Here is a 23,809-nt window from a genome sequence, read left to right as displayed (position 1 = left end):
GTGAGCTACCGCGTCGCCAGCGCGACGCCGGCGAGCGTGAACAGCAGCGCGGTGATCTGGGTCGGTCCGAGCGGCTCGTGCAACGCGACCGCAGAGGCAATCACGCCGATCACGGGCACCGCCATGGTGCCGATCGCCGCGACCGACGCCGGCAGGCGGGCAAGTGCTGCGAACCACGCGACATAGGCGACGCAGAACTGGATCACGGTCGAATAGACCAGCAGCCACCAGCCGACCGTCGTCACCCGATCCCAATGCGTCGTCTCGACGAGAAAGCCTACGATCGTGATCGGCAGGCAGCCGAGGCCGATCTGCCAGGCCGCCGCCGGGATCGGCGGCAGCAGAACGGGATATTTCTTCGCCAGCACCGTGCCGAGCGCGAAGCCGAACGCGCCGCCGAGCGCCATGATGATGCCCGGCAGCTTCTCCTCGCTGGCACTGATGCCGTTGCCGCCCATGATCGCGGCGAGCCCCGCGAACGCCATCACCAGCGCGATGGTGCGCAACAGGGTCGGCCGCTCGCCGAGCACCGGCCAGGCCAGGAGCGAGGCCCATACCGGCATGGTGTAGGCGATCAGCGCGGTCTCGCTCGCCGGCAGCCACAGCAGCGCGAGCCCCATCAGCACCATCCAGCCGGTGACGTTGAGAGCCGAATACAGGACCAGCCGCGGCCACAGCCGGGCCTCGACATGCAGGCTCTGGGCGCGGATCAGCGCCAGCGCTGCCAGCAGCACGGCGCCGATCACGCCGGTGGTCCCGCGCAAGGTCAGCGGCGGCAGCTCGCTGAGCAGGAACTTGGTCGACGGCCAGTTGAACCCCCAGCCCACCGATGTGATGGCGAGGAACATCAGGCCGGCGGGCGCAAGGCGCGGCCGCGCTTGAGACTTCTTATCTGTCATGGAACCCGGCAAGGGCAGGAAATGCGCATGGAAAGGATGTGAGTCGGCCGCAGCTTGCCCGCGATTTTGTCGCCCGACCATCACGCCTCTGACATGCCTGATCCGTAGTTTGCCCGTAGGCCTACCTGAGTCCCAAAAATTCAATCCGGGACCGCGAATAAAATCTTCGCCTGTGAACAATGGGGCGAAACTCCAATCCACAGGCGGAGCTAATTTTTTTGGCTTGGGAATCCATGAGGACTCACCGATAGTTGGCCCGATCACAGGCGCGGCATCGACCCCTGTTATCCCCCTCCTTCCACCATATTTAGTGTTTGATTCAGAAACTCGTACTAGTCCTTGACGGGCGTGACGGACATGGCCTAGCTTTCAACCTGTTCGGCGCGAGTGTGTTTGGGTCCCCGCCGGTCGCTCCCACAAGGGTTCCAAAACGACCACTCCGCCAGGCCTTCGGGCCGCGGGTGAAGGGCTTTTCTGCCCTGATTTTGGGCCCAGGTCTTAGGCCAGGTCGGGACGACAATCGGGCCGAGAAGGACCCGGAAACAGAGGCCGTAACCGGCCCGCGAGAAGCGTACGCGTGATGTGTCGCGTGAAGCGTTTGGGGCGTTGAATGCATTGACCTGGAGGACCCGGCCAGCCGGGCACCGCCAGGGATTGTGCCGCCGCAGGGCCGGGTCACACCGGCACCGAGCGGTGAAGAGAAAACAGGCCGGATCCACCGGCTGAGCTGCGGATGACGGGAGGCGTGCACGCGTGTTCCGAAGTCCGCGAACAGATAACATTCCGGCACCGCAAACATGTGGGCCGGGCAGAAGAAGTGACGGGGCTCGACCATGCGAATCGAACGACGCAACACCACCAGCGGACAGTCTCCCTACGCCGGGATCAATTTCCGCCTGACCACCTCAGAGATCCGCAATCCGGACGGCTCGGTCGTGTTCCGTGCCGAGAACGTCGAGGTTCCGGAGTTCTGGTCGCAGGTCGCCTCCGACGTGCTGGCGCAGAAGTATTTCCGTAAAGCGGGCGTCGCCGCACGCCTGAAGAAGGTCGAGGAAGAGACCGTGCCGTCGTGGCTGTGGCGCTCAGAGCCTGACAGGGAGGCGCTGGCAGCGCTGCCCGAGAACGAGCGCATCGTCGGCGAGACCAGCGCAAAACAGGTGTTCGATCGCCTCGCCGGCTGCTGGACCTATTGGGGCTGGAAGGGCGGCTACTTCTCGAGCGAAGAAGACGCGCTGGCCTTCTTCGACGAGCTGCGTTTCCAGCTCGCCAAGCAGATGGTCGCGCCGAACTCGCCGCAGTGGTTCAACACCGGCCTGCATTGGGCCTACGGCGTCGATGGCCCCGGCCAGGGCCACTATTACGTCGACTGGAAGACCGGCAAGCTGACCAAGTCGAAGTCGGCCTATGAGCATCCGCAGCCGCATGCCTGCTTCATCCAGGGCGTCGGCGACGACCTCGTCAACGAGGGCGGCATCATGGACCTCTGGGTGCGCGAGGCGCGCCTGTTCAAGTATGGCTCCGGCACCGGCTCCAACTTCTCGAGCCTGCGCGGCGAAGGCGAAAGGCTGTCCGGCGGCGGCCGCTCGTCCGGCCTGATGAGCTTCCTCAAGATCGGCGACCGCGCCGCCGGCGCGATCAAGTCGGGCGGCACCACCCGCCGCGCCGCCAAGATGGTCGTGGTCGATGCCGATCACCCCGATATCGAGACCTATATCGACTGGAAGGTGAAGGAGGAGCAGAAGGTCGCCGCCCTCGTCACCGGCTCCAAGATCAACCAGAAGCACCTCAAGGCCGTGATGAAGGCCTGCGTGAACTGCGAAGGCAGTGGCGACGACTGCTTCGATCCCGAGAAGAACCCGGCACTCCGCCGCGAGATCAAGCTCGCGCGCCGCGCGCTGGTGCCCGACAACTACATCAAGCGCGTCATCCAATTTGCAAAACAGGGCTACAAGGAGATCCAGTTCGACATCTACGACACCGACTGGGATTCCGAGGCCTACCTGACCGTCTCCGGCCAGAACTCCAACAACTCGGTGTCGCTGAAGGATGACTTCCTGCGCGCGGTGGAAACCGACGGCGACTGGAATCTGGTCGGCCGCACCACGAAGAAGGTCACGAAGACGCTGAAGGCGCGCGACCTCTGGGAGAAGATCGGTTACGCCGCCTGGGCAAGCGCCGATCCCGGCCTGCACTTCAACACCACGATGAACGACTGGCACACCTGCAAGGCGTCCGGCGACATCCGTGCCTCCAATCCGTGCTCGGAATACATGTTCCTGGACGACACGGCGTGCAATCTCGCCTCCGCCAACCTGCTGACGTTCTACAGCACCACCACCAAGCGGTTCGACGTCGAGTCCTACGAGCATCTGTGCCGGCTCTGGACCATCGTGCTGGAAATCTCCGTGATGATGGCCCAGTTCCCGTCGAAGGCGATCGCCGAACTGTCCTACGAGTTCCGCACGCTGGGTCTCGGCTTCGCCAATATCGGCGGCCTGCTGATGACCATGGGCCTGCCCTATGACAGCAAGGAAGGCCGTTCGCTGTGCGGCGCGCTGACCGCCGTGATGACCGGCATCTCCTACAAGACCTCGGCGGAAATGGCCGCCGAGCTCGGCACCTTCCCGGGCTACAAGAAGAACGCGGCGCACATGCTGCGGGTGATCCGCAACCACCGCCGCGCCGCCCACGGCAACGCGACTGGCTATGAGGCGCTCTCGGTCAACCCGGTGCCGCTCGATCACGCCTCCTGCCCGCAAGCCGACATCGTCGCGCATGCCAAGCTGGCGTGGGACGACGCGCTGGCGCTCGGCGAGGTCAACGGCTATCGCAACGCCCAGACCACGGTCGTGGCGCCGACCGGCACCATTGGCCTCGTGATGGATTGCGACACCACCGGCATCGAGCCCGACTTCGCGCTGGTGAAGTTCAAGAAGCTCGCCGGCGGCGGCTACTTCAAGATCATCAACCAGGCGGTGCCGTCGGCGCTGCGCGCGCTCGGCTATCGCGAAGCTGATATCGCCGAGATCGAGGCCTACGCCGTCGGCCACGGCTCGCTGTCGAATGCGCCTGGCATCAACGCCTCGACGCTGAAGGCCAAAGGCTTCACCGATGAAGCCATCGCCAAGGTGGAAAAGGCGCTGCCGACCGCGTTCGACATCAAGTTCGCCTTCAACAAGTGGACCTTCGGCGAAGACTTCATCCGCGACCAGCTCGGCATCGGCGCGGAAGCGATCGCGGCCCCCGGCTTCGACCTGCTCCAGGCGGTCGGCTTCACCAAGCGCGAGATCGAAGCCGCCAACGTCCACATCTGCGGCGCGATGACGGTGGAAGGTGCCCCGCACCTGAAGGCCGAGCACTACCCGGTGTTCGACTGCGCCAACCCCTGCGGCAAGATCGGCAAGCGCTATCTCTCGGTCGAGAGCCACATCAGGATGATGGCGGCGTCCCAGCCGTTCATCTCGGGCGCGATCTCCAAGACCATCAACATGCCGAACGACGCCACGGTGGAGGACTGCAAGTCCGCCTACCTCTTGTCGTGGAAGCTGGCGCTGAAGGCCAACGCGCTGTACCGCGACGGCTCGAAACTGTCGCAGCCGCTCAACTCGCAGCTCATCAGTGACGATGAGGACGAGGACGATGCGGTGGAGGCGCTCTACGAGAAGCCGATGGCCGCGCGTGCCGCCCAGGTCTCGGAGAAGATCGTCGAGAAGCTGGTCGAGCGCATCGTCGTGATGCGCGAGCGCGAGAAGATGCCGGATCGCCGCAAGGGCTACACCCAGAAGGCTGTTGTCGGCGGCCACAAGGTCTATCTCCGCACCGGCGAATATGACGACGGCCGGCTCGGCGAGATCTTCATCGACATGCACAAGGAAGGCGCGGCGCTGCGCTCCTTCATCAACAATTTTGCGATCGCAGTATCCCTGGGTCTGCAATACGGCGTGCCGCTCGAAGAATATGTCGACGCCTTCACCTTCACCCGCTTCGAGCCCGCGGGTCCGGTGCAGGGCAACGACTCCATCAAGTACGCGACCTCGATCCTCGACTATGTCTTCCGCGAGCTCGCGGTGAGCTACATGGCGCGCTTCGACCTCGCCCATGTCGATCCGAACGAGTCTGGCTTCGACGCGCTCGGCAAGGGCGTCGAGGAAGGCAAGGAGCCGGATGAGGCCCCCGCCCAGCACCAGGCGACAAAATACCTGTCGAAGGGCCTGACCCGGTCGCGCACCGACAACCTCGTCGTCATGCGCGGCGGCTCGACCACCGCGAGCGGCAGCACCGACAACGCCCCCGCCGGCGGCAACCGCGTCACGTCGCTCGCCTTCCACGGCGCCACCTCGCGCGGCGCCTCCGACACCGTCGAAGGCGCAGTCGCCCTGAAGCAGGAAGTCAGCCACGACCTCTCGCCGACCGAAAAGCTCGAGGCCCTGCAACAGTGGAGCAAGCCCGGCACCGCCGCAGCCGCCGCCCCAAGCAAGGCCGAGCGCCGCGCCGAAGCCAAGGCAAAAGGCTACGAAGGCGAGATGTGCTCGGAGTGCGGCAACTTCACGCTGGTGCGGAATGGCACCTGCATGAAGTGCGATACTTGCGGCAGCACGACGGGGTGTTCGTGAGTCAGACGTTCTGACACCTGCGCAGTCAATAAGGGGGTAGCTTTGCGGCTACCCCCTTGTTTTTTGGGAAGTATGCCCCTAGCAACAACTTTAACGTGCACATAAGGCCTAGCGGTCAGCAAAAATGTTCAAATCGGTACGATTTCGGAATTTCAAATCCCTGAAAGATTATACGGTGCACCTGCGCACAATGAATGTTTTGGTCGGCCCAAACAACGCGGGTAAGTCGACAATTCTTGACGCCTTCCGAGCGATGGCCGCCGCTCATCGCCACGCTAGTCGACGAGTGCAATCTCCGATCTCCGTTCAAGGCTCGACCATCGTCGGGTACGAAGTACCAATGACGAACTTTCCAATATCGCTGGCTAACGTCCATTCAGACTATCAAACAGATCACGAGACCTCGGTCACTTTTTCGCTTGAGAACGGCAACAAGCTTCAGCTCCGCTTCTATGACAACGCTCGATGCATAATGACAATTGTGGAGGCCAAGCAAAGGACAACCACCACAGCTCAGTTTCGAAAAAGCTTCCCAGTCTCCATCTACCCATTTCCAACCTTGGGTCCTCTGGAGGAGGAAGAGCTCCTTCTCACAGATGAATATGTCCGCCAATCCGAAGACACTCGACGCGCCCATCGCATGTTTCGGAACATTTGGTATCGACGCCCAGAGCAATTTCAGGCTTTTGAAGAACTGGTCTCAAAGACGTGGGAGGGAATGGCAATATCTAAGCCTGAGCTCGATACGACCTACCCGCCTCATCTTTCTATGTTTTGCAAAGAAGGACGTATTGACCGCGAAGTCTACTGGGCTGGCTTCGGCTTTCAGGTTTGGCTTCAGATACTAACCCATCTCACGGGCGCTAGCACTGACAACGTTTTGGTCGTCGACGAGCCAGAAATATATCTGCACCCCGACCTTCAGCGGCGCCTCTTTCAGCTACTCAAAAGCTCAGGGAAGCAGGTAATTCTTGCAACGCATTCCGCCGAGATCGTAAATGAAGCTGATCACGAAGACGTAGTACTCGTAAATCGGACGAAGAAGACCGCCGCAAGAGTGAGCGATGTCGACAGCCTCCAAGAAGCTCTAAACAGTATCGGCTCCGCACAAAACATTCATTTGGCTCGGCTTACAAAGGGCCGCCGCATTCTCTTCTTAGAAGGCGACGACTATCGACTACTTCGACGTTTTGCCTCGCAGTTTGGATTCGATGGCATTGCGAACGATGTCGTAATCACCGTGGTCCCGATAGGCGGCTTCAGCCAGAGCAAGCGGATCGAAGACACAGCTTGGGCATTCGAGAAGATTCTAAAAGCGAACATTTCAATTGCGGCAGTTCTCGATAGAGATTTTCGATCGCCTGAGGAAATTGCCAACCTGCTCCAAGACGGAAGAGCGTCTGTGCCGCACTTTCATATCTTGGGCTCGAAGGAAATCGAAAACTATCTCCTTTCGCCGCCAGCCCTAGCGAAAGCAATTCAGCACAAGCTAAAGGAGCGCAAGTCCCCAACGACTATCGCGGTTACTGACGTGGAAGACATACTGGAAAATGTCGTCGCTAGTCAGAAGGCTGATCTATTGGGCCAGTATGTCTCAAACCGGGTAAGGTATTTCGCAACGCGCAGCGCTAAAGATCCTTCCACGGTCGTTAAGCAAGCTATCGAGCAACTTGATCAAGATTGGAAGGACCGCAAGTTGGCGATCTGTTCGGGCAAGAAAGCATTCGCCGCGTTAAACGGACAGCTCCAACAAAGTTTTGGATTTTCAATTACCTCGAATCAAGTCATTGGGCACCTCGAGCGAAGCGAGGTTGGTGACCTGATCGCAATTTTGGCTGATCTCAACAAATTCGCGATAGAAGAGCCTGTACCTCTTGTCGGGGCGGCTTAGCAAACGTGAGCGTTAGCCAAAGGGGCGGATTTCGCCGAAGGCGTAACCCGCCGCTCGCCAGCAAAACTCTCGGCGGTTACGCTTCTGCCTTCGCTCAATGAGCTTCGGCGGACAAGTCGCTCACCCGCCCTCCTCGCTGACGATCAAACGGGTACCGTCTACCGCGAGCCCTCGGCGCGCTTTTCGAGAAGCAGCGTGCGGTCGGCGATGTCCTTCAGTTCGAACGCCTGGGAGTCGAGGAACGCGGCGGACCCGTTGTTGGGGTCCGCAGCGAGGCGATGGGTTTCACTGAGATGATGCTTCAGCCAGGCCCGTTGCTCGGTCAGCAATTGCGCGTGCGCCTCGCCCTTCGAGCTGGCGAGCAGGGCTTGATAGGCGGTGTTGAGCCGCGTGTCCCACTTGTCGATTTCGGTCTTGCCGCAATCGAGCATCTTCGTTGACACCCCTTCCGCCTTGTCCATGCACGCATCATACGCGGCGCTTTGCTGCGCGCGGACCGATAAGGTCCCGAGCACGAGCATGGAAGCAACAATGACAGGCCACAGCGAAAGCATCACCACGTCCAGATCACCCTGCCTGCGTCCTTCGACAAGCATCGCCGCACAAAAGCGTCCCCGGCAGCGCCTGGACCTGACGGCCGACGTTGCCTACGCCGGCAGCACGATCACCTTCGTTTTGACGGGCGTTCGCGAATAGAGGTCGATCATGTCCTGACTGAGGAGGCCGGTACAGCCGCTCGTAATGCCGTTCCCGATCGTTTCGGGGGCGCTGGTGCTATAGATCGTGTAAAGCGTGTACGCGCCATTCTGGTAGAGGTAGAGCACGCGCGCGCCGAGTGGATTGTCGAGACCTCCCGGCATGCCGCCAGCATATTTGCCCGCCTCCGGCTGGCGCGCGATCATCTCCTTGGGTGGCGTCCAGGTCGGCCATTCGGCTTTGCGCCCGACATAGGCCTCCCCGCTCCACCGGAACCCATCGCGGCCGACATTGGCACCATAGCGGGTCGCGTTTCCTTCGCCTTCGATGCGGTAGACATAGTATTTGCCGGGATCGACGATGATCGTCCCGGGCGCCTCAGCGCTGTCGTACTTCACTGTCTTGCGAAAATATTTCGGGTCGACCTTGCTGACGTCGACCGCGGGGATCGGGAATTTCTCGCCGGGCACGGGCCCGTAAACCTTCTGCGCCTCGGCCAGGGTCATGTAGTCGGATGCGCAACCGGCCAGGCTCAGTGCAGCGAGACCGGCAGCAGAGCCGGCCAGAAACGCCCGGCGGTTGAGAAGCCGCGACGAAGGCAAAGGCAGAGCGCCCTCGCCCATCGCACCGGCGTCGGCAATTCCACGGTCCATCATCATGATTTCGGATCTTCCCCTGTCCGTTGCGCGGCCGGAGCAGACTTTGGCATACAGCAGAAGGGAAAAGAAAAGTTCTTCGTCATTGCCTGAGGTTGACCAACAGACGGTCTTGTGAATCCATCCCGAGAACAATGCGAGAACTTCGGCGGGTTCCCTGCGTTGTCGATCAAACACCGAGCGCAGAGAGGCGTTTGAGTAACTGCACCATGGCCGCTCGCCCTTCCGGGACGTAGACCATTAGCTCTTCCTCCTTGCCGTGGGGATACCCGATCAAATTGTTCATCGAGTTGAATACTGCACCACGAAAAACATCTGGCTCGACGGTCTGCAGCGGCCAGGCCGCATAGACTTCTCGAACTTCATCTCGACTGGCGCCGATCAAGGTTTCAAACTCCCAGTCGGGAAAGAAGCCGCCCTCCACTGTTGCCTGGAGGGACCGCCGAACGATTTCGATCTCAGCAGGAGAAAGCTCTTCGACAAGAGATTCCATCGACACCCCGCAACCCCGAGCACACGATGGCGGATGAGCCGAAGGCGTAATCCACCATCTCCAAGGTCTGTCGGCGGGTTACGCGTCGCTAACCCGCCCTACTTGCTTCCGCAAACCTCACGCCGCCTTCGCGGTCTTGTCTGCTGCCGGCGCGGTTTCCATGGCGCGCATGTAGAGATCGAGTAGGCTCTCACGCTCGTCGCGCTCGTCCTGGTCCTGCTTGCGCAGCTTGATGATCTCCTTGAGGATCTTGACGTCGAAGCCTTCGCCCTTGGCCTCGGAGAAGACCTCCTTCTTCTGCTCGCTCAATTCCCCGATTTCAGTGTCAAGGTTCTCGATCCGCTCGACGAAGGAACGAATTTTTCCGCCGGGAATGGTGATGTCGGACATGGTGCCTCCTGCTGAATGAGGTCGTGAAAATGCGAGCAAAGAGATGACCAATGTCTTAAGCATGCGACGGTCACGGCGTCGGTATTGTAGGATGGGTAGAGCGCAGCGAAACCCATCGATTTTCGTCCGCGGAACCAATGATGGGTTTCGCTGCGCTCTACCCATCCTACGAATTCCGCGATCGCATCATCGCATGTGTCACACATCACTCAGGCATCATCAGCCACACGCAACGTGATCCGCGTCAATTCGGACGGCCGGCCGAGCCGCAAGGCGAAACCCGGCCACAGCGCGGTGCCGTTGTTGACGTAGAGCGTCATGCCGTCGACGTCGTAGCGGCCCGAGACGAAGCCGGCATTGGCGCGCGCGGCCAGGCGGTCGATCCCGATGATCAATCCGCCATGGGTGTGTCCGGAGAGTTGCAGGGCGACGCCGAGTGCCGCCGCCTTGCGTGCGTCGCTCGGCTGGTGGTCGAGCAGGATGACGGGCGCGCCCTCAGGCGCGCCGTCGAGAACCGCGGCAAGGTCGCGGATCGAATGTCCCCGGTGGCGCGAGGCGCGGTCGGTAATGCCCGCGATCACCAGGCGGCCGCCGCCGCGTTCGAGAACGATGTGCCTGTTCTCGAGCGAGCGCAGGCCCAGCGCTTCGTAATGCGCCATCCAGCCGTCATAGCCGAAGATATATTCGTGATTGCCCGAGATCACGTAGACGCCGTCGGCGGCCATCAGGTCGCGCAGCGGTGCGATGTCGTTGCGCCGCGCATCGATGGTGCCGTCGATCAGGTCGCCGGTGATCGCGATCAGGTCCGCGCCGAGCTTGTTCGATCGCTCGACCACGGCGCGCGCCCATGGCGCGGGAAACAGCCGGCTGATGTGCAGATCGGTCAGTTGCAGGATGGTGTAGCCGTCGAACTGGCGCGGCAGTCCGCGGATAGTGACTTCGAGATCCTTCAATGGCGGAATGCGCATCGCCTGATGGACGCCGATCGCGGCGGCCGTGGCCGCCAGCACCGCAAGCGCGTAGCGGACGCCGTCAGGCGCGCCGACAAAGCCGCCATGGATCACTGCGGTAACGATCAATCCGGCATCGAGCGCCAGTTGCAGCAGCGCCAGCAGCACGATCGCACCGAACGCCCAGTTGAACAGCGCGACCACCGGACGCGGAAACTCCGGCGCGAATTCCGATCCCGACGACCACCTGTTCCAGCGGTGAAACTGCAAGGCGACCAGCACGAACAACGCGGCGACGATCTTTGCCGCAAGCGGCCAGTCGAGCGGCCAGATGAAGCGGGCCAGGATCAGGAGGCTGGTCAGGCCGAAGATGAGCTGGGGAATGGGTCTCGCTCCGGATCGGATCGGGGGTTTGTGCAGTCGGCGCCCGGCGAAGGTAGTGAGTATCCGCCGCAGGCGTAAGCCGCCATCATCAGCACATTTTCGGCAAGTGGCGTTTTCGCTGAAGCGCTCTGAGCCGCGACGTGAGGCAATAAATGCGCGATGAGATTGGGTTGAATCGGCTTGGCGCGGTCTCGGTTCACCTCTCCCCGTTGGGGAGAGGTCGGATTGCGCCTGGCGATGCGAAGCATCGTCCAGTGCAATCCGGGTGAGGGCTCTTGCTCTCTCGATAGGCCGCAACCCCTCACCCGATTTGCTGCGCAAATCGACCTCTCCCAAGGGAGAGGTGAAGTTTCGACGCCGTTCCAGCTCAACTTGATCTCATCAGCAGCCCTTCCAGAAATAAAACTTGAACATCGCTCAATTTTCTGATTATTGAACGTTGTTCATTTATCTTTGGAGCCGACGATGCAGACGACCTTCCGGATGGACGGATTGACCGGGTCCGATCGGCCCGTGAAGCCGTGGATGAAAGCCACCCCGGCGATCATCACGATCGGCATCATTGCAGCATTCGCGGTGCACGGACGCATTGCGCAGCCGCCGCACTACTACGATTTCGCGGATCACTCGGCCGTCTTCGGCATCCCTCACACGGGCGATGTGCTGTCCAACATCGGCTTCGCCCTGGTCGCGATCTGGGGCTGGCTGGCGCTCTGGCCCCACCGCCACAGCGATCGGCTCCGTGCCGGATGGCCGGGCTATCGCCTGTTCCTGGTCGGACTGTTCCTGACCGCCTGCGGGTCCACCTTCTTTCACCTTGCCCCCGGCAATGGCCGGCTGACCTGGGACATGCTGCCGATCGCGCTCGTCGGCGCGGGCCTGCTCATCGGCGTCCGCGGCGACACGCAGCGGGAAGCGAAGACCAACATCGAAGCGATCGTCCTCGGGCTTTACGCCGCGGCCAGCGTCGCATGGTGGGTGTACACCGACAGACACGGCGCGGGCGACCTGCGGCCGTATCTGCTGCTGCAGGTCCTGCCGCTGATCCTGATCCCGCTCTGGCAATGGATCTATCGCGCGCCGCGCGCCGACCGCATCGCGTTCGCCGCCGCCATGGCGCTGTACGTCGTGGCCAAGATCACCGAGGTGCTCGACCATCAGATCGCAGACACGCTTGGCTTCGTCAGCGGACACACCTTGAAGCATCTGATCGCGACCGCGGCCACCGCAGCGATCGTCTGGGGCGTGACGCGGCGCTTCGCCGGCGATAGCGGTCGAAAGCGAGCGTAGCGGCCAAAGGCGTAATCCGCCTTACTCGTCTGGATTGGCCGTTACGCTTCGCCACGAGTCTCAAGCCAATCCCGTCATCCTGAGGTGCGAGCGGAGCGAGCCTCGAAGGATGCACGGCCACCAGCCGGGCCGTCGACCCTTCGAGACGCCGCTACGCGGCTCCTCAGGGTGACGGTGATAGCAAATAGAGCGACTTGTCCGCCGTAGCTTGAAGAGCGAAAGCGGAAGCGATATCCATCGCTTGCTCACCAAGGCCCCCTGCGCAATCTTCACTATTTCGGAATAATAGAACTCTATCGCTGATTTGCCCGACGCGTCAAGTCGCTTTTTTGGACGCCGGCGGCCGCCTGCTCCTTTGCATGGGGTTGTTTTCGATATTTTGGAACGCGCACCCTTTACCACACGAATACCCCTTCCTCGGTCGCATCAGGCGGATTGACCGGCACAGCGGCCGTATCCATATGCATCTGCATGAATCGGCGCTTCCCGCCGTTTCGTCCCGCCAAGACACAGCCTGATACCGGCTGCGTCCTTGATGCCCTCCTCTTGTTCCGGAGCTCTCGTGGCCGCCCTCTCCATCCTTGATCTCGTCGGCGTCACCGAGGACACCGACGCGCGCGGCGCGCTGTACAATGCGCGCGACGTCGCACGCCATGCCGAGGCGCTGGGCTATCGCCGGATCTGGGTGGCGGAGCACCACAACATGGCGGGCATCGCGAGTGCTGCGACATCGGTGGTGATCGGGCATATCGCGGCGGGAACCAACACCATCCGGGTCGGCGCCGGCGGCATCATGCTGCCGAACCACGCGCCTTACGTGATTGCCGAGCAGTTCGGCACGCTGGCGCGGCTGTTTCCCGACCGGATCGACCTCGGCCTCGGTCGCGCGCCGGGCACCGATCAGCTCACGCTGCGCGCGCTCCGCCGCACGCCTGAATCCGCCGAGAACTTTCCGCAGGACGTGCTCGAGGTGCAGGCCTTCCTGGCGGCGGCCGGTCCCAACCAGCGCATCCAGGCCGTGCCGGCCGCGGGCACCGACGTGCCGCTGTGGATCCTCGGCTCGAGCAATTTCGGCGCGATGCTGGCCGGCGAGCTCGGCCTGCCCTACGCCTTCGCCTCGCACTTCGCCCCCGAGCTCTTGATCCAGGCGTTGCAGATCTATCGCGCGCGCTTCAAGCCGTCGGAGCAGCTCGCGCAGCCCTGCACCATGGTCGGCGTCAACATCATCGCTGCGGATACGGACGCGGAGGCGCGCCGGCTTGCGACCACGCAGCAGATGTCGTTCACCAACATCTTCCGCGGCGCGCGCGGCCTGAGCCAGCCGCCGATCGACGACATCGAGACCTACTGGTCACCACAGGAGAAGGTCCAGGCGATGCGGATGCTCGCCCGTTCCATCATCGGCTCGCCCGAGACGGTGCGTGCCGGGATCGACGCGCTGGTTGCCGAGACCGGCGCCGACGAGCTGATGATCGTGTCCGACGTCTACGATCACCGAAAGCGGCTGCGCTCGTTCGAGCTGATCGCGCAAGCCGGCGGCATCACGCCGCAAGCATAGCAGCACGCCGCCCGGCGATCACTTGGTTTGGCCCGCGGGCGCCTGCGACTGATCGAGCTTGCCCAGCGTCACGCTCAACGAATTCGGCGCGCTGTTGCGAACCATGGCGAGCTTGACCGAATTGCCCGGCCCCGCCGTATAGACCTTCTTGGTCAGCTCGTTCGCGCTCTTGATCGGCTCGTCATTGACCGAGGTGATGACGTCGCCGCGTTTCAAACCGGCCTTTGCCGCCGGGCCGCCGTTCTGAACGCCGACCACGACCGCGCCGCGCAGATTGTTCGCACCTAAACTCTCGGCGACGTCGGGGGTGACCGATTGAACCTGGGCCCCCATCCAGCCGCGCGTGACCACGCCCTTGTCCTTCAACTGCGGGATCACCGCCTTCACCGTGTCGGCGGGGATCGCAAAGGCGACGCCGACCGAGCCGCCCGAGGGCGAGAAGATCATGCTGTTCACGCCGATCACGTCGCCATGCGTGTCGAAGCTCGGCCCGCCGGAATCGCCGCGGTTGATCGGCGCGTCGATCTGCACGAAATCTTCCGAAGACCCCGTCTCCAGGTCGCGCGCCCGCGCCGAGACGATGCCGGCATTGAAGGTGTTTCCGAGCCCGAACGAATTGCCCGCCGCGAGCACCCAATCGCCGGCGCGCAGCGGCCGATCAGCGAACTTGACATAGGTGAAATCGGTCCGGCCATCGACCTTGAGCAGCGCCAGATCGCTGACGGAGTCCTTGCCGAGCACTTTCGCCTTGTAGACCTTGTTGTCATTGGTGCGGACCTCGGCGGTGTCGCTGCCGGCCAGCAAATGATTGTTGGTCACCGCATAGCCGTCCGCGGAGATGAAGAAGCCCGATCCGATCGAGGTCATTTCAGCCGGCTTCGGCAGATGGCCGGGGCCGCGCCCGCCGGGCCCCGGGATAACCCTGCCCGGCATGTCCTGATCGGGCAATCCGTCCGGCGCCAGCGACCGGCCGGGGGAATCGTCGTCGTCCGTCGCGACCACCGTGGCGCTGACGCCGATCACGGCCGCCCCGACCTTCTCTGCAAGATCGGCGAAACCGCCGGGACCGGCATCGCCATGATCCCTGTTCGCCGGCTGGGCGTGGACGATGCCTGCGCTCACAAGCAATGCCGACGCGAAGGCGGCGCTGACCACCAGGATGCGAAGCCTGACGAAAGCCGAGTTTCCCTGAATCATCTTCCGCTTCCATGTTTGGATCAGCCGTCCGCCGGCCGGGGCGCGACGATCGGCGGACCGTTCCCCGCACGTGCGGGGCCGCAATGCCGAGTGACGAATGGCAACGGATAGAAGGGCAGACTGTTCCGCCGGCATCCGCGCGCGGCAGCAAACGCTCCGGCCCTGCACACGATCTGCCGTTTTTCGTGACGAATTTGCCAGGTTTTCCCTTGCGTTCCCCGTCTGCGACCCTACGGTGCGCCCGGTCGCGATGGAGCTGATGTCGAGCAATGGACGCCGCAACGAACTGCCCGAAATGCAATTCCGAGCATGCCTATCAGGATGGCGCGCTCTGGGTTTGCCCGGAATGCGCCCATGAGTGGAGCGCCGACGCAGCCGCGGCCGCCGAGACCTCGCAACAGGCCGCCGTGCGCGATGCGCACGGCAACCCGCTGACCGACGGCGACAGCGTCATCGTGATCAAGGACCTCAAGGTCAAGGGCTCGTCGTCGGTCGTCAAGGGCGGCACCAAGGTCCGGAACATCCGCCTCACCGAGGGCAGCGACGGGCACAACATCGCCTGCAAGATCGACGGCATCGGCGCGATGAACCTGAAGTCGGAGTTCGTGAAGAAAGCATAGCGCAGGCTGGATGAGCAGCGTTGCCCGCCCCGCTTACTTGCTCGCAATCTCGTTCGCCGACACCAGGACCACGTCGCCATCGAGAATCGGCTTCGCCACCTCGAAGAACCGCGCCACGGCCGGCGAATTGTTGTGCCGGTCCATGGCGGCCTGGTCGAGGTACCGTTCATAGGTGGCGAACACGCAGGGATCTGCGGCATCCTGCGAGACGTGATAGCCGACGGTGGACGGCTCGTTCGCTCGCACATGCGCGACGACATCGAGCAACGCCTGACGCATCGTCGCCTCGTGGCCCGTCTTCGCCCGGATGACCGCAGTGATCGTCAACATGCACTCTCTCCTGAAAATCTCACACCCTGCTCAACGCCTGTGCGATGTCGGCCACCAGATCGGACGGATGCTCGATCCCGATCGAGAGCCGGATCGTCGAATCCAGCACGCCGATCCGCTTCCTGATATCCGCGGGCACACCGGAATGGGTCATCGTGGCCGGCAGGCTCGCGAGCGACTCGGTGCCGCCGAGGCTCACCGCGAGCTTGAAGATCTGCAAGCTATTGAGGAACGTCTCCGCGGCCTGCTGGCCGCCGACGATGTCGAACGAGAAGGTCGAGCCGGCGCCGGAGCTCTGGCTCGCGAACACGCGGCCCGCAGGCGATGCCGGATCGTGATGGCCGAGATAATGCACCGTCGCCACCTTGGGATGATCGCGCAGATAGTCGGCGACGATCCGCGCATTGCGGTCGGCCTTTTCCATGCGCAGGCTCAGCGTTTCCAGCGAGCGGCTGATCATCCAGCAGGAATGGGGGTCGAGCTGGGTGCCGATCGCGCCGCGCAGCGCCTTGACGTCCCTCATCAGCTTCTTCGAGCCGAGCGCGGCACCCGCGATCAGGTCGGAATGGCCGCCGACATATTTGGTCAGCGAGTACAGCGACAGATCGGCGCCATGCTCGATCGGGCGCTGAAACACCGGCCCGAGCAGCGTGTTGTCGCAGGCGATGATCGGGGTGAAGCCCTGCGCCTTGCCGATCATGTCGGCGATGCGCCGGGTCAACGCGATATCGACCAGGCCGTTGGTCGGATTGGCCGGCGTCTCGATGAAGATCATCGCCACCCGGCCCTTCTTCATCGCCTCGTCGGCAGCAGTGCGGACGACGCTCTCGTCGAGCCCGTCGGCAAAGCCCACGGCCTGAATCGAGAACGCCGCCAGCGTTTTCGTGAACAGAGTCTCCGTGCCGCCATAGAGCGGCTGCGAATGCAGGATCACGTCGCCGGGTCGCGCGAAGGCGAACACCGTGGTCGAGATCGCCGACATGCCGGAGGAGAACAGCGCGCAGCTCTCGGTGCGTTCATAGATCGCAAGCCGGTCCTCGACGATCTCGCTGTTCGGATGATTGAAGCGCGAATAGACCAGCCCCGCTCCCATGCCTTCCGGCGGCTCGCGGCGGCCCGCGACGAAATCGAAAAAGTCCTTGCCGTCCTCGGCGGTCCGGAACACGAAGGTCGAGGTCAGGAATACCGGCGGCTTGACGGCGCCCTCCGACAGCTGCGGATCGTAGCCGTAGTTCAGCATCTGGGTTTCCGGATGCAGCAGATGGTTGCCGATATGGGTTTTGGACGGAAACGGTTTTGTCATGGCCGGTCTCCTGTTCGCGAGACCGCCGCGCCGGCGGCGATTCCCGGAATGATGAGACCAGCATACCCCAGCTTTATGCCATTCCGCCAAAGCACGGCATCGGGTAGTTCTGGATAACGAACGGCCGGCGTGCACCCTGCGCCGCCGGCCGTTCGGAAACCTCACACAGAGGTGAAGACGCGGCTACCAGCCGCGATCCACATTGCGCACCTCGCCGGTACGCGCGTCGACATCGACCTGGATCCAGCGGCCGAGCCGATCGCGTCCCTCGACCTCCCACTCGTCGCCGAGGAATTGGGTGTTGGACACGGTCACGACGCCGATGTTGGTCGCGACGTCGAGCGCGGCCTCCATCGAGATCTGGCTGCCGGTATCATAGGCCATCGCGGGCGTCGCTGCGCCGATCGCAAGGGCCGCGACAACAGGAATAATGTAGTTTCGCATCGGTCACTCCTCATGAAACGGATGTTATGCTGCATAAAACGAGTGGCGCACCCGATCAGTTCCGAAAAACGGGATCACGGAACAGCGCGAAACTTCGGCAGTTGCGGCAATTTGGTGGCGGTTCCCGATTCATCGATGCGCACTGCGCGGCGTGCGCGTGGCCTTCTTCCACATCCGGAAGCCGCCCTCGAATGCGTTGGCGTTGTCGCCGAACCTCACATTGCGCGGCGGGTTGTCGACCTTGTCGGCATTGCCGCCGCCGAGCACGATGTATTCGGGCTCCAGCGCCGCCGACAGCCGCGCGATCACGTCGTCGACGCTCTTGCGCCATTTCTTCCGGCCGCGCCGCTCGAGGCCTGCGGCGCCGACATAGTCCTCGAACGTCGCGCCCTTGCGGTAGGGCAAATGACCAAGCTCCATCGGCTCGCAAACACCCTCCACGATCATCGCGGAGCCGAGCCCGGTGCCGAGGCCGAGAAACAGCATCCGCCCGCCCTGATAGCTGCCGATCGCCTGCATCAGCGCGTCGTTGACGACCTTCACCGGCCGGCCGAACGCCTTGTGAAAGTCGAATCCGGCCCAGCCGCGGCCGAGATTGTGCGGCTCGGTCAGCGGACGGTTGTGAACCACCGGCCCCGGGTATCCGATCGAGATCACATCATAGGACCAGTCCTTGGTCAGCGCCTTGACCTGCCGCACCATCTCGATCGCCGACAGCGTCGGACCCGACTCGAATTCGCGCTTGATGCGCTCCTTGTCGGTCATCAGCTTCACATGCGTGCCGCCGATGTCGATCGCCAGCACCGTCCGGCGCGACGCGGGCTTGCTCGTTTTGGCGGCTGCCTTCCTGGCTGTCTTCCTGACCATCAATCCGCTCTCTATTGTGCACACCGAGTGGAGCAGAGAAACGCATCGAACGCCACCGCGCCGTTCTGCATCTGACTCCAATTTGTTCGCGAGGAACGAATCGGAATCGAGCAAATCAGGGCGACTCAAGCCTTAACAAGGCGTGTGCATCCGCCACGTCCGAATGACCGATGTTGTACCGGGATGGGATAATTGCTCTCGGCGCGGAATATCGCGGCGAACTTCCAGGGCATTGCGTTCGATTGCTTCACCGACAGAGCGACGAACCGCGCCACAGCAGCGTTCCCCATCCGACTCCAGTTTGTTCGCGAGGAACGAATCGGAATCGAAAAATCGGTGCGAAGCGATTCTTAACAACACGTTCGCACGACTTGATGCTGATGCCCTTCGAAGGGCGGATCAGTGCAAGCGCAAGGCGCCATTTCTCCGCGACATGTCTACGGCCGATGACGCCCGTCATCGGCCGCGCTTGGTACGGACCCGCTTGCTGCTCCGCCCTGCGCGCCGGGCGAGCCGCCAGCCTTCGAGGTGAAGCCAGAGCGCTTGCGCGACCGGTCCGTGCACATGCTGGCGATGGCGGACTGCTGCCAGACTTTCCTCGCGGCCCGGAAGATTCGGTCCGGCGATGCTGATCAGCCGGCCGTCCCTGAGCTCATTCTCGATCAACCACGCCGGCAGATGGCCCCAGGCGAGACGATGCAGGATCAGCTCCTTCTTCATCACCTGGTCCGGCACGCTACATTGATGAGCCCCCTCGATCAGGAAGAAGCTCTCCGACGACGATCGCCGCGCCGTGTCGCGGATCACGCACTGCGTGAAGGGTCGCAACCGCTCCGGCGTGATCTTCTTTGTCAGCGCAAATGGCAGAAAGCCGGGAGCGACAACCGGCACCATTGCCGTGGTCGAGAGCTTGATCTGTTCGAAGCGCGGATCCGACGGGTCCGCGCGATGAAACACCAGGTCGGCCTGCCCCTCGATCAGCTGCTCGAGTGGTCCCCCGACAGCCTCATATTCCAGATGCAGGCGCGTGTTGGGATATCCGGCAAAGAACCCCGAGAGCATTTGCAGGACGGGCGGCCGCGGGCACAGGTCGCCGATGATGACGCGCAGGACGACCTCCTCACCGCTCACAAGCTGGTCCGCATAGCTTTGCAGCAGATCGAGTTCGTGCAGCGTCACCCGCGTGCGCGCGTGAAAGGTCCGCCCCGCGTCCGTCAGCCCGACGCGGTATCCGCTGCGATCGAACAGCGTGAGGCCGAGCTGCTGCTCGAGCCGGGCGACCGCCGCGAACACCGACGGGTGCGACCGGTTCAGCGCGATCCCGGCGGCCTGAAAGCTTCCCTTGGTCGCGACGGCGTCGAAGCAGCGCAGATCGTGCAGCTTGATCCGGTCCATTGTCCATAAAACCTACAGAGACTGATCATTCTTAGTAATTTTTCTTGCCGAGCGCGAGTCCTAGCCTGGCGCGATCCGAAGCCCGACGGCTTCCACCAGCAGAAGGACCAGCGAAATGCAGGGAGATCAACACTTCAAGACGGCGGACGGCTGCCGGATCGCGTACCGGATCGACGGCCCCGACGAACGGCCGGTGCTCGTGCTGTCGAACTCGATCGCCACCAACCTGCACATGTGGGACCGCTCGGTGCCGGCGCTGAGCAGGCCCTTTCGCCTGCTCCGCTACGACACTCGCGGGCACGGCGGTTCGGACGCGCCGGTGGGCGCCTATTCGATCGACCGGCTCGGCCGCGATGTGATCGAACTGCTCGACGTCCTCAGGATCGATCGGGCGCATTTCCTCGGCCTGTCGCTCGGCGGATTCATCGGGCAATGGCTCGGCACCTTCGCGCCCGAACGGATCGATCGCCTGATCCTCTCGAACACCGCGTCCCATCTTGCATCGGAGCTGCCGTTCGACGACCAGATCCGCGCCGTGCTGTCGGCCAAAGACATGAACGGAATCGCCGACAACTTCATGCGCAACTGGTTTCCCGCGACGATGCTGGCTGGCCCGAACGCGGTCGTCGGCGAATTCCGCGAGATGGTGCTCACCACGGCACCGCGCGGCCTTGCCGGATGTTACGCCGCGCTGCGCGATGTCGATCTTCGCCGGGTCATCTCGCTGATCGCCGCGCCGACCCTGGTGATCGGCGGCGAGAGCGACACCGTCACGCGGGCCAGTCACAGCGAGGCGATCGCGGCGACCATCGCCGATGCCGAGCTCGTCCTGCTTCCCGGTGTTCACATCCTCAATGTCGAACAGATGGAGCGATTCAACAGCGAGGTTGTGGGCTTCCTGCAATCCGCACCGTAATCGTTCTCTGTCCGACTCCATTTTGTTCGCAAAGAACGAATCGGAATCGAAAAATCAGCCCGACGCGATTCTTAACAACAGGTTTGCGATTTCGATGCTGATACGCTTTGTAGGGTGGATTAGCCGGAGGCGTAATCCACCGATCGCTCTCTGCGGTAACGCGGGTTGCGGCGGGTTACGCGGAGCCTGTCATCGGGCCGCCCTACCGGCGGACCCGTTGGCTAACCTGCCCTTCGCGACCATCCTCATATTCAAGCTCCGGCCGCAGCGCGCGCATCTTCCCGGCGAGCCGGCGGCTTGCCGTCTCCTCCGCTTGCGCCAGTCGGTTGACCAGCGCGACATAGTCCGCATCGCTCTTGTGCTGGTTGAGCTTCGATTGGCCCTCGATCTCGTCGACGACGATATCGATCACCCTGATCCCCGACAGCATCTGTTCGCGCTTGTCGGGCTCCATCTGAGTGAGGTCCCAGGGCAGCTTCGGCAGCCGCGCCTCGGAGACCGCGAGCAGCGCGTCGCCGTGGCCGCGGTTCTCGCCGTGATCGCGCAGGCGCGCGACGCCGGACAAATGCACCGCCTCGTAGAGCCAGGTCGAGACGTTGTCGCGCGAGACGTACCAGTCGTTCGAGATGTAGGCATCGTCGCCGGAGACGATCAGCAGGAAGCGCCGCGTACCGTCGGCGAGTTCGACCAGCGGGTTCTTCGCGGTGAGATGGATCTGCACCACCACGCGATCGCCGCGCCGCTCGATCACGAACGGCACGTGAGACGCCCGCGGGCCGCGCGCATCGGCGGCGACGACGGCGCCGAAGCCGCGCGATGCGGCAAAGGCCAGCGCGCGGTCGTCCTCGATACGAAACTGGGAGCGGAGGATGTGCATGGCGGCGGCGCTCGCGGCTGGAGGGAGACGATCCAGCTAGGCTAGCGCAAGTTTCGCCGGAGATCACCGCCATGCACCGTCCGGCTCAGCAGATCATGGGGTTGTCGCCGTGGTCGCAGACACCGCCGGGCTGCTCCTGGGGCAGCGCTTCGGACTCGCCGAAGCGCGGCGCCTCCATGCGCGGCGGACCGCCGCTCCAGCGGCCGGCAAAGGAATGGCCCTTCGCGAACGCATATGGCCCGGCCGCCGGGACCTCGCGCGCCATGGCTGACCCCGTCAGCATCGCAAGCGCGACCAGGCCCGCGGCGACGTGTTTGACCCTGATCATCGAACTTCTCCTGTTAGATTCAACAGGATCGGGCCATCTCGCCGGCCTGCTGAAGTGTTTTCGCTGCTACCATGACGGGGGGTGCTGCCCGATTATTCCGTGGCGACGAGGCGAATTCGCATGCGCTGCGGCTCAGTTCGACACATTCGGTTGATCGGAACGTGACCGCTTGGCATTCACCGATGCGCATTGCGCATCGGGGAATGCCGGCGTGCGACAAAACAACCCGACGCAACTCAGCAAAGGCCCGCCAATCCCGACGCGCGAAAATATTCGAGTTATCAGAAATGAAGCTCGGTGCTATAAATCCGCCGTCTCACCCGATCGAGGGCGGATCGCGATCGTCACGAACGTGAGCCGAGAGCCGGGAAGTTCCCGGGTTACACCTGTGGTCCTCCAGAGTTCTCTACCCATTGCTCGGGGCCTATGAGTGCGATCGGCACCCGGCGTTCCCTGCGCCGTCTTCGCTTCGAGGGCGACACAAATGGCACACCGCTCGGGCGCCGCGCTTCGCGAGATCGCGCCAGCGCATGTCCGGCGTTGAACTGGCGGCAACTCGCGGGTTACGCTGCAGCATGATGCGGAAAGTGTGGAGCGGCTTTCTGAAAAGGACCACGCGCGCTTTGCCACCAATCTCGCGCCCTCTCGCTGGAAGGATCACAATGAACGGCAATCGATATTATGGCGTCCGCGTCGAGGGCGCGAAATATGGCGTGGGGTTCGGCTCGGCGCTGGCGATCGCGATCTCCTACACCAAGAACCATTCGATCCTGTGGGCGATCATCCACGGTATCCTGGGTTGGCTGTATGTCATCTACGCCGCGCTGTTCGGGTGATGCGGACAACATGACGGTCATCTCGATCCAGTCGCAGGTCGCCTGGGGCCATGTCGGCAACAGCGCAGCCACCTTTCCGATCCAGCTCCACGGCATCGACGTCGTTGCCGTGCCGACCACGCTGCTCAGCAACCGGCCGGGCTATCCGACCATCCGCGGCCGGGTGCTCGATGTGCAGCTGGTCGCCGACCTCCTGTGCGGCATCGAGGAGCGCGGCGCGGTCGACGCTGCGCGGATGATCCTGTCGGGCTATCTCGGCTCGGCCGACATCGCCATGGACGTCGCCGATTTCGTTGCCCGTGCCAAAGCGGCGAACCCGGCCCTGCTCTATTGCTGCGATCCCGTGCTCGGCGACCGCGACCGCGGCATGTTCGTGCGGCCGGACATCCTGCCGCTGGTGCGCGACCAGCTCTGCCCGCAGGCCGACATCATCACGCCCAACCATTTCGAGTTCGAATTCCTCTGCGGCGCGCGCGCGACGACGATCGACGAGGTCGTCGCGCAGGCGCGCACGCTGATGGCCCGGGGACCCGCGACCATCGTCGTCACCAGCGCCGAGCTCGCCGGCACGCCCGGCACCGAGATCGAGACGCTGGCGATCGAGCGCACGGAAGCCTGGCGGGTGCGGACGCCGCGCGTACCGATCAATCCGTCCGGCACCGGCGACCTGTTCGCGGCGCTGTTCGCCGCCGCCCGCGTGCGCGGCCTCGCGACGCCGGACGCGCTCAGCCATGCCGCGTCAGGCATCCATGGCGTGCTCGAGCGCACCGCGCAGCGAGGAACCGAGGAAATGCGGATTGTCGAAAGCGCCGGCGTGATGCTTGATCCGACGCCGCGCTTCGCGGCGGTTGCCATCCCCGCATCCTGACATCCGGG

At 63.1% G+C, this 23,809-nt stretch carries 22 protein-coding genes; 8 read left to right on the top strand and 14 right to left on the bottom strand.

From position 1 onward, the window contains the following. Window positions 1-5: 5 nt before the first annotated feature. Complete coding sequence (locus ACVILL_RS31125; RefSeq protein WP_456732551.1) at window positions 6-899, bottom strand: DMT family transporter; 894 nt, start codon at window positions 897-899, stop codon at window positions 6-8. A gap of 833 nt (window positions 900-1,732) precedes the next feature. Here ACVILL_RS31125 and ACVILL_RS31120 point away from each other — a divergent pair. Together ACVILL_RS31120 and ACVILL_RS31115 are read left to right on the top strand one after the other, a co-directional pair. Next, a complete protein-coding gene (locus ACVILL_RS31120) occupies window positions 1,733-5,512 on the top strand; it encodes a vitamin B12-dependent ribonucleotide reductase (protein WP_456732550.1) in 3,780 nt (1,259 codons plus the stop codon). 124 nt (window positions 5,513-5,636) lie between these two features. Next, window positions 5,637-7,403 carry an ATP-dependent nuclease gene (locus ACVILL_RS31115; protein WP_456732549.1) on the top strand — a complete coding sequence of 589 codons (1,767 nt, stop codon included), beginning with the start codon at window positions 5,637-5,639 and terminating at the stop codon, window positions 7,401-7,403. A gap of 158 nt (window positions 7,404-7,561) precedes the next feature. Here ACVILL_RS31115 and ACVILL_RS31110 read toward each other — a convergent pair whose 3' ends face one another. The 5 genes from ACVILL_RS31110 to ACVILL_RS31090 form a co-directional block, all read right to left on the bottom strand. Further along, window positions 7,562-7,999, bottom strand: coding sequence for a lysozyme inhibitor LprI family protein (locus tag ACVILL_RS31110; protein ID WP_456732548.1), 438 nt, complete (start codon window positions 7,997-7,999; stop codon window positions 7,562-7,564). 51 nt (window positions 8,000-8,050) lie between these two features. Next, window positions 8,051-8,758, bottom strand: a complete 708-nt coding sequence (locus tag ACVILL_RS31105; protein WP_456734408.1) for a L,D-transpeptidase — start codon at window positions 8,756-8,758, stop codon at window positions 8,051-8,053. Window positions 8,759-8,924: 166 nt separating this feature from the next. After that, window positions 8,925-9,248: a hypothetical protein gene (locus tag ACVILL_RS31100; RefSeq protein WP_456732547.1), complete on the bottom strand. Its 324-nt coding sequence runs from the start codon at window positions 9,246-9,248 to the stop codon at window positions 8,925-8,927. Window positions 9,249-9,365: 117 nt separating this feature from the next. Continuing rightward, window positions 9,366-9,638, bottom strand: a complete 273-nt coding sequence (locus ACVILL_RS31095; RefSeq protein WP_456732546.1) for a DUF2312 domain-containing protein — start codon at window positions 9,636-9,638, stop codon at window positions 9,366-9,368. Window positions 9,639-9,847: 209 nt separating this feature from the next. Continuing rightward, complete coding sequence (locus ACVILL_RS31090) at window positions 9,848-10,972, bottom strand: metallophosphoesterase (protein ID WP_456734407.1); 1,125 nt, start codon at window positions 10,970-10,972, stop codon at window positions 9,848-9,850. A gap of 465 nt (window positions 10,973-11,437) precedes the next feature. Between ACVILL_RS31090 and ACVILL_RS31085 the strand changes: the two genes are divergently transcribed. Together ACVILL_RS31085 and ACVILL_RS31080 are read left to right on the top strand one after the other, a co-directional pair. After that, the gene (locus ACVILL_RS31085; RefSeq protein ID WP_456732545.1) at window positions 11,438-12,262 is read left to right on the top strand and encodes a hypothetical protein; all 825 of its coding nucleotides are present in this window, start codon (window positions 11,438-11,440) and stop codon (window positions 12,260-12,262) included. Window positions 12,263-12,824: 562 nt separating this feature from the next. Further along, complete coding sequence (locus ACVILL_RS31080) at window positions 12,825-13,820, top strand: LLM class flavin-dependent oxidoreductase (protein WP_456732544.1); 996 nt, start codon at window positions 12,825-12,827, stop codon at window positions 13,818-13,820. A gap of 18 nt (window positions 13,821-13,838) precedes the next feature. Here ACVILL_RS31080 and ACVILL_RS31075 read toward each other — a convergent pair whose 3' ends face one another. After that, window positions 13,839-15,017, bottom strand: coding sequence for a S1C family serine protease (locus ACVILL_RS31075; RefSeq protein WP_456732543.1), 1,179 nt, complete (start codon window positions 15,015-15,017; stop codon window positions 13,839-13,841). A gap of 269 nt (window positions 15,018-15,286) precedes the next feature. Here ACVILL_RS31075 and ACVILL_RS31070 point away from each other — a divergent pair, with 269 nt between their 5' ends. Then, entirely contained in the window at window positions 15,287-15,637 is a 351-nt protein-coding gene (locus ACVILL_RS31070) for a zinc ribbon domain-containing protein YjdM (protein WP_456732542.1), read from the top strand. A gap of 33 nt (window positions 15,638-15,670) precedes the next feature. Here ACVILL_RS31070 and ACVILL_RS31065 read toward each other — a convergent pair whose 3' ends face one another. From ACVILL_RS31065 to ACVILL_RS31045, 5 genes are all read right to left on the bottom strand, one after another. Then, window positions 15,671-15,967, bottom strand: a complete 297-nt coding sequence (locus ACVILL_RS31065) for a putative quinol monooxygenase (protein WP_456732541.1) — start codon at window positions 15,965-15,967, stop codon at window positions 15,671-15,673. A 19-nt stretch (window positions 15,968-15,986) separates the two neighbouring features. Next, window positions 15,987-17,270 (bottom strand): cystathionine gamma-synthase family protein, encoded by a 1,284-nt coding sequence (locus ACVILL_RS31060; RefSeq protein WP_456732540.1) that lies wholly within the window; start codon window positions 17,268-17,270, stop codon window positions 15,987-15,989. Window positions 17,271-17,453: 183 nt separating this feature from the next. Beyond that, window positions 17,454-17,714 carry a PepSY domain-containing protein gene (locus ACVILL_RS31055; RefSeq protein ID WP_456732539.1) on the bottom strand — a complete coding sequence of 87 codons (261 nt, stop codon included), beginning with the start codon at window positions 17,712-17,714 and terminating at the stop codon, window positions 17,454-17,456. Between the two features lie 129 nt (window positions 17,715-17,843). Continuing rightward, window positions 17,844-18,581, bottom strand: a complete 738-nt coding sequence (locus ACVILL_RS31050; RefSeq protein WP_456732538.1) for an ROK family protein — start codon at window positions 18,579-18,581, stop codon at window positions 17,844-17,846. Window positions 18,582-19,037: 456 nt separating this feature from the next. Then, window positions 19,038-19,976 (bottom strand): LysR family transcriptional regulator, encoded by a 939-nt coding sequence (locus tag ACVILL_RS31045; RefSeq protein ID WP_456732537.1) that lies wholly within the window; start codon window positions 19,974-19,976, stop codon window positions 19,038-19,040. A gap of 115 nt (window positions 19,977-20,091) precedes the next feature. On the opposite strand from ACVILL_RS31045, the gene ACVILL_RS31040 reads away from it, so the two are divergent. Next, window positions 20,092-20,892, top strand: coding sequence for an alpha/beta fold hydrolase (locus ACVILL_RS31040; protein ID WP_456732536.1), 801 nt, complete (start codon window positions 20,092-20,094; stop codon window positions 20,890-20,892). 202 nt (window positions 20,893-21,094) lie between these two features. On the opposite strand, the gene ACVILL_RS31035 is transcribed toward ACVILL_RS31040, so the two are convergent. After that, complete coding sequence (locus tag ACVILL_RS31035; protein WP_456732535.1) at window positions 21,095-21,769, bottom strand: FMN-binding negative transcriptional regulator; 675 nt, start codon at window positions 21,767-21,769, stop codon at window positions 21,095-21,097. 85 nt (window positions 21,770-21,854) lie between these two features. After that, entirely contained in the window at window positions 21,855-22,097 is a 243-nt protein-coding gene (locus ACVILL_RS31030; protein ID WP_456732534.1) for a hypothetical protein, read from the bottom strand. Between the two features lie 662 nt (window positions 22,098-22,759). Here ACVILL_RS31030 and ACVILL_RS31025 point away from each other — a divergent pair. Both ACVILL_RS31025 and pdxY read left to right on the top strand, forming a co-directional pair. Next, window positions 22,760-22,933, top strand: coding sequence for a hypothetical protein (locus tag ACVILL_RS31025; protein WP_016840760.1), 174 nt, complete (start codon window positions 22,760-22,762; stop codon window positions 22,931-22,933). 10 nt (window positions 22,934-22,943) lie between these two features. Beyond that, on the top strand, window positions 22,944-23,801 hold the full coding sequence (gene pdxY / locus ACVILL_RS31020; protein WP_456732533.1) for a pyridoxal kinase PdxY: 858 nt from the start codon (window positions 22,944-22,946) through the stop codon (window positions 23,799-23,801). Window positions 23,802-23,809 lie beyond the last annotated feature (8 nt).

Source organism: Bradyrhizobium sp. USDA 3364 (assembly GCF_054056355.1).
This window is presented reverse-complemented; position numbering and strand designations above follow the sequence as displayed.